This window comes from Thermogutta sp. (assembly GCF_014359955.1).
Classification (GTDB): domain Bacteria; phylum Planctomycetota; class Planctomycetia; order Pirellulales; family Thermoguttaceae; genus Thermogutta.
The window spans coordinates 1-6,537 of sequence record NZ_JACIYL010000190.1 but is presented as its reverse complement, the minus strand read 5'-3'; the positions used below and the strand labels follow the sequence as shown (position 1 = coordinate 6,537).

The following is a 6,537-nucleotide window of genomic DNA, read 5'->3' as shown; positions in this document are numbered from 1 at the left end:
CATTTTTGACCACTCATCCTTTTCCAGCTTGCCGTTGTGGCTTTCGTCGTACTGGCGCATAAGACTTTCCGCGTATCGACGAATTCTTTCGTCCAACGGAGGCGGCGGGGGCAGGCCCAGCACGCTTTCGCTTCCACTTTGCCCCGATGATGGGGAGGCCGCCGTCCCTCCCGTGTTCTGAGCAGTGGCCGAAGTGGCCGTTGCACTCGTCGGAAGTCCAAACCCCGGAACAGTCGGCGCAGGAGATGTTGTACTTGTACTCGGTGGACCGAATCCCGGGACAGGCACATCCGGACCAATCCGCAGCACCGTGACTTGCTGGGATTGAGTTTGATTGGTCGGCGTTGACCCGCTGTTCGGAGTGGAAGAGCCCTGCTGCGACTGCTGGCCTTCGTAACGCTGTTTGTAGTAGTCGATCACCTTTTGGCGGATTTCGTCGATGCGGAAACCGCGGGAGACGTCCACTCCGAACCGCTCGGTCAGCCGGGAGGAGAGAAAACTGCCCATCCGCGATTGACTTAGTTCTTCCGGGGAGATCGTTCCGTCATGATTGGTGTCCAACTGCCGAATCAAGCCTTCATAGAAGGACACGCGGCGATCGATCTCCGGATTACCGGTGATCGACTGCGGCTGAGTCCCCGGCATACCCGGTGGGCCGCCCGGCCCCCCGAACATACCTGGAGGCCCCCCACCAAACATACCAGGAGGGCCGCCTCCCATCATCCAGGGGGGTTGCGCGTGAACGGGACTCCCCCATCCTAGTGACAGCATGAGACCCGCCAGCAGAACTAGGAGGTTGATCCGACCGATTGCCGTGACGATTCGCGACATATCTGAAATTCTCAATATGCGTAACTCCTCTAAAGTCCCTATATTGCCGATCTGAGTGCTCCCTATCTCTTATCCTGGTCTGCCATAGTGTCAAACGACTTTGCGGCCAAAAAGTTCCGATTTTAGCCCCCGCTTTCCATTGTAATCAGCACCCTTTTCGAGTGCTCTCTGACCAATTGACGCAATAACTATCATGCGGGAAGCTAGACGCCGATCGGTAGCCCATATGATTCATCCGCAACTGGGGAGAAGCTCGCCAATGAAAAGATTCCTGTTTTCGCTCGTGCTCTGTTTACTTGGCTGCGGTCTGAAAACCGGATTGGGCGGTGGAGCAAGCGCTGCTGATCGCCCTAATTTTCTGATCCTCATCACGGACGACCAACGATACGACGCTCTTGGCGTGGTTCAGAGGGAACTTGGTGAGCGCGCCCGTTTTCCCTGGTTTGAAACTCCCCATATGGATCGACTCGCGGCCGAGGGAGTGCGATTCCGTAACGCGTTTGTCGTCAACTCGCTGTGTGCCCCCAGTCGCGCTGTGATGCTGACGGGGCGTTACAACCACCTCAACGGCATTGCTTCTAATTTTCGGCCCTTTCCAGTCGACAATGTCACGTATGCGACGCTTCTCCAGCGTGCGGGATACGTGACGGGCTATTTTGGCAAATGGCATATGGACAGTCAGCGGGAACGACCGGGATTCGACTTTTTCGCCAGCTTCGTCGGTCAGGGGCAATACTTCGATTGCCCACTTTTGGTGAACGGTACAGAGACTGCCACCACAGGATGGGTCGATGATGTCACGACCGACTACGTCGTGCAGTTTATCCGGGAAAACGCACACCATGACCGCCCATGGTTGGCGGTTCTGGGGTTTAAAGCTCCCCACGGTCCTTTCTCACCGCCAGAGCGGGCAAAAGAACGTTACGCCGGATGTCTGGCCAAACGCACTCCGAACTTTGACGTTCGGCCTCCGTACCTCGGTTCCAGCGACAAGCCCCCAAAACGGCCTGATGAAGCGATACCGGGTGAGGTCCCCGTCAATTTGAATTATTTCCGCTGCATCAGTGCGGTTGACGATTGTGTCGGCCGTCTTCTGGACGAACTCGATCGATGTGGCGTTGCAGACAACACAGTGGTCATCCTACTAAGTGATAACGGATACTACCTGGGAGAACATGGGCTGGGCGACAAACGCAGCGCCTACGAGGAAAGTTTGCGAATTCCGCTTTTGGCCCGCTATCCCAGAGGGATTCCGAAGGGGTTGGTCCGCGATGAAATGGTTCTCAACCTCGACCTGGCTCCGACGATCCTCGATTTTGCTGGTGTCCCAATTCCTGCGGATATGCAGGGACAGAGCTGGCGGCCCCTGGCTGAAGGAAAGGAAATCCCCTGGCGAAAGGCCTGGCTGTATGAATATTTTGCGGAAAGGCAGCGAAACAGCCGGGTCCCGGACATCGTCGCCGTGCGAACGGACTCCGCCAAGCTGATCACGTATCCGGGACATGATGATTGGACCGAGTTATTTGATCTGACAACAGACCCTTACGAAACGAAGAATCTCTACCATGAGCTGTCGGCTGCAAACCTTCGTGCCGAGTTGGAAGCGGAGTTAACTCGTCTTCAGCAGGCGCTGGGGTATCGCGTGCCCGAGTATGTGGACCGTCCTGATTGGTGGGGAGGCACACCGCCCGATCCAAATGCACCCCCGGAAATCTGCCTCGACTATCGTTTTGATCAACCCTCTTCCGGAGACAAGATTCTCGATAGATCCCCGCGCGGGAATCACGGCGTTAACCACGGCACGCAAGTAAAGTCTTTGCCGGGAGATGGGGCCGTTCGCGTATTCAATGGCCATTCCTATATCGAGGTCCCAAAATCAGCGAGTCTGAACCCCGCTCGGATGTCCTGGACCGTGGAAGTAACTTTTAGTGCCGAGAAACCTGATGGAGTTCTCGTGGCACGCGGGGGAAAGTCGCACGGCTACGCCCTTTGGCTTCGCCAGGGACGTGCAGTTTGGACTGTGGTCATCGAGAACAAACCGTTTTCCGTTGAAGCAGATAAATCTGTGGAAGGATGGCAGACGGTGACGGGCGTCATCACACCCCAGCACACCGCCGAGCTTTACGTGAACGGCCAATTGGCGGGACGGCGTCCCTTACCCGATTTCATCGTTACGGATCCCCATGATTCGATGCAGATTGGGGCTGACACAGGCAGCCCGATTGTCCCTCCCAGTACGCCTCAATTTCAAGGGGAAATCAGGCGAGTAACGATTTGGCGGGGGGCCCGGCGACCGTCCTCGTGAACCTCGAGACGCACGGACGATGTTCACCATTCCGTGGCGACGCGGAGAACCTTTTCCACAGCCATGGCTGTCTCCAGCATTTCCCGTTCACCCAGGGTGGGATGCACCAGGAGCATGAGGCTTGTTTCGCCAAGCTGTTGCGCCACCCGGCATGGACGGGAAGGAGTCAGGCCGCGTTCCTGGAAGAGGCGTTCGCGATAAATTTCGGGACAGGCCCCCGAGCCACACGGGATCCCTTCCGCGTTGATGGCCGCGATGATCCTGTCGCGGTTCCAGTCCGGCCTCAAATATTCCTCCCGAAGAAACGCATAGAACTTGTAATAACTGTGCTCGACATCAGCAGGAGGTTGCGGCACACGCAGGGACGGAATAGCAAGCAGATATTGCCGCAGGAGTAGCGCGTTTGCCTGCCTTACCCGAACCCACTCTTCGAGCTTCCCTAACGCGATCCGCCCGATCGCCCCTTGCATCTCCGTCATGCGCCAGTTGGTCCCCAGGCTATCATGCAAAAAGCGGAAGGTGCCGTCAGCAGGCTGATGTGCCCTGTTGAAATCTTTTCCGTGGTCTTTGAGACTCCACACCTTGCGCCAAAGCGCGGGGTCGTTCGTGGTGACCATCCCCCCTTCGCCGCCCGTGGTGAGAATCTTGTCCTGACAAAAGGAAAAGGCCGCAATGTGGCCAAGGGATCCGACTGACCGACCCTTGTAGCGAGCGCCGTGCGCCTGGGCACAGTCTTCTACCACGAAGAAGCCTTTATGCTCGGCAAGATCCATGATGGGATCCATGTCGCACGGCCAGCCGGCCAGATGGACACAAATAACCGCACGGGTCCTTGGAGTCAGGGCCGCTTCGATGCTTTCCCGGGTGATATTCTGGCTGTCCGGATCCACATCCGCGAAAACAGGCCGTGCCCCTACGCGAAGAACGCAAGCGGCGGAGGCCACAAAGCTCCGGCAGGTCACCACGACATCATCGCCGGGACCGATGCCAAGGGCTTCGAGGGCGGCCTCGAGGGCCACTGTCCCATTGGCAACCGCCACGGCATAACGGCAGCCCACAGCCTGGGCAAATTCCTCTTCAAACCGGCGAACCTGCTGGCCGGTCCAGTAGTTGACTCTGCCCCCGCGCAGTACGTCAACCACGGCTGCGATCTCCTCGTCTTCAAAAACCGGCCAGGAAGGAAAACGCGTTTGCCGAACCGGGGTCCCGCCAAAAATCGCCAACTGATCCAATCCGCTAGTTTGAGAGCACTCGGCCAGGCTTATTGCGTTCATATGCGAATAACTCTTTACTCTGGTAGTCTAAAGGTGGTCCATTATTGACGGACTTCGATTATCAAGCGGCCTTTTTTACAGTTGGGCAGCGATACGCAGGAAACCAGCCATTAGCCGTGGACAAGGCCGCATCGTTTCCAAAACGGCGGTGCACAAGCTCCTTGTAAACTTCCGGTTCCGCGATGTAATTGATGACTGAGTAGGTGCACCGCAGGCGGGAAAATCCTGCTTTGAATTGAAAGAGCGAGTCTTGCCGTGCCCCCAGTCCGCCTCCCAGATGCAGCCAGTGAAAACCATTGGCCGTTCCCCAGCGTCGCACCGTATCAATGATCATTTTGGTGGCCATGGCTCTTTCGCGGCCGAGCGTGGGATCCGCCCCGCTGAGGTGATATTGAAGCACGCTGCCGCAGTGAAAGAACAAAGAGCCGGCGATTAATCTGCCTTCATGTACCGCAAAAAAGAGCTTGATTCTTCCATTGAGGTGCCGACGGAGAGCATCATAATATGACCTTGGAAAGAAGTAATAGGGCTCGGCGTTGACTGCCTGCATCGTTAATTCGTAAAGTCTTTGAAATTCATGCATTCGGTTCAGGTGTTGATCCTCGACGATTGTTATGCCTCGTTTCGTGCCTTTCTTTATGTCGCTGCGATGGTCATGCCGAATCATTTGGAGCTGTTCGGCTTCGCTTCGGTGGAGGTCGAGCACAACCGTTTGCCCGAGAGGTTTCACAGTGGCGATCCCCTGCCACATCCATTCCGTGGGGTGCAGCGGATGCTGGCGGACGAACAGAGCCACAATTCGCAAACTTTGCAGGACGTGGTGGAATGCCTTTTGCCAATGATGGCGAAAGGCCTCTGCGCCAGTCATCTCAGGGCGACAGTTCGTGAGAAGTCCCGGATAACCGTAGGCCGAACAACCATCGCGCCAGGTACTGGCCTTCAACTCGGGGAAAACATCGAGGCTGCGAACTAGGATGGGCAGTGCCGCGATGTAAGGGTCTTCTTCGTACACCAATAAGAGAGGCGTTCCCTCATCCACCGTTCGAACGGCCAGGTAATACTCGGGGAGATGATAGACATCAAACCATCCGCAGCGAGCGAGGACCTCGCACCAGGTTTGCCGCTGATAGGGCTGAATGACTTGCATCCGTGCCATGGGAGCCAATATCCTTTTCAGGCGGCCGCTTTGTGATGTTTCAGTTCGTGATCTCCGATGGCGGCATAGAGCGTGGCTTCCACTTCATCCACGCACTTCTGGGCATCAAACCGTTTGCGCCCCAGTTGATAGGCTCGGCGTCCGGCTTCCCGAAGCCAGGTCGGATCTTTCAGAGCTGCGACCATCAACTGTGCGGCTTTGGGAATATCTTTGGCGGGGAGGACCAGCCCACAGTCGTGTTCTCTGATCAGGTCCGCCAGCCAGCCTTCATGGTTGATGGCGATGGGGCGTCCGGCGGCAAGGCTGTCAAAAAACTTATTCGCACAGTTTTTATGGAGCGCCGGCACGTCAATGACCGTGGACATCGTCATATCGGCTGCCGAGAAAAACCGCGGTACTTCGTGCTTGGGTACCGGCGGGTGGATGTAGAGCGTCCGGTTGAGGACCCCAAGTTGTTCAGCCAGTTCGCGAACCAGGGATTCTTCCCGACCACGTCCCAGCAAAAGAAACCGGGCTTCGGGAAGGCTCTTTTGCACTTCGGCCGCCAGACGCACGATATAAGAACAACCATTGACCAGCCCGAACGCCCCGGCGTAGAGCACGAAGGGTCGGTCGGCCAGCCACTGATTTTCCGCGCGGAGCGAGCGCCCCCACTCGGCAGGCACATCGAATCGCTTAAAGTCACAAGCATTGGGGACTACCCGCACACGCTCTCGCGGATAACCCGTGGCCACCACGCCGTCAGCCATCATGGGCGAGCGAGCGATCACGAAGGCAGCATTACGGTACGCGAACCGTTCCAGCCATCGGGCTGCCGCGATGCTCACGGGGTTTCGCAAGGCTCCCAGAGCGATGGGGACCTCCGGCCAGAATTTATATCCCAGCATCCTGGCATCAGCAGCTGTATAGAGAACACATATGTTGGTACATACGCCAACCAAAATTATCTCATCTATGGACAATTCCCTTAG

5 protein-coding genes are annotated in these 6,537 nt (G+C 56.8%); 1 reads left to right on the top strand and 4 read right to left on the bottom strand.

Going from position 1 to position 6,537, the window contains the following annotated elements; all coding sequences use genetic code 11:
• Positions 1–645, bottom strand: a 645-nt coding sequence (locus tag H5U08_RS07830; RefSeq protein ID WP_297031912.1) for an EF-hand domain-containing protein, incomplete at its 3' end; no start/stop codon positions are given.
• Positions 646–1,090: 445 nt separating this feature from the next.
• Between H5U08_RS07830 and H5U08_RS07825 the strand changes: the two genes are divergently transcribed.
• Positions 1,091–3,136, top strand: a complete 2,046-nt coding sequence (locus H5U08_RS07825) for a sulfatase-like hydrolase/transferase (protein ID WP_297031910.1) — start codon at positions 1,091–1,093, stop codon at positions 3,134–3,136.
• Positions 3,137–3,159: 23 nt separating this feature from the next.
• Here the strand turns inward: H5U08_RS07825 and H5U08_RS07820 are convergent, their stop codons facing one another.
• The 3 genes from H5U08_RS07820 to H5U08_RS07810 all read right to left on the bottom strand — a co-directional run bounded on the left by H5U08_RS07820 (position 3,160) and on the right by H5U08_RS07810 (position 6,528).
• Complete coding sequence (locus H5U08_RS07820; RefSeq protein WP_297031908.1) at positions 3,160–4,410, bottom strand: DegT/DnrJ/EryC1/StrS aminotransferase family protein; 1,251 nt, start codon at positions 4,408–4,410, stop codon at positions 3,160–3,162.
• A 61-nt stretch (positions 4,411–4,471) separates the two neighbouring features.
• Positions 4,472–5,566 (bottom strand): GNAT family N-acetyltransferase, encoded by a 1,095-nt coding sequence (locus H5U08_RS07815; RefSeq protein ID WP_297031906.1) that lies wholly within the window; start codon positions 5,564–5,566, stop codon positions 4,472–4,474.
• Positions 5,567–5,583: 17 nt separating this feature from the next.
• On the bottom strand, positions 5,584–6,528 hold the full coding sequence (locus tag H5U08_RS07810) for an isochorismatase family protein (RefSeq protein ID WP_297031914.1): 945 nt from the start codon (positions 6,526–6,528) through the stop codon (positions 5,584–5,586).
• Positions 6,529–6,537: the final 9 nt, after the last annotated feature.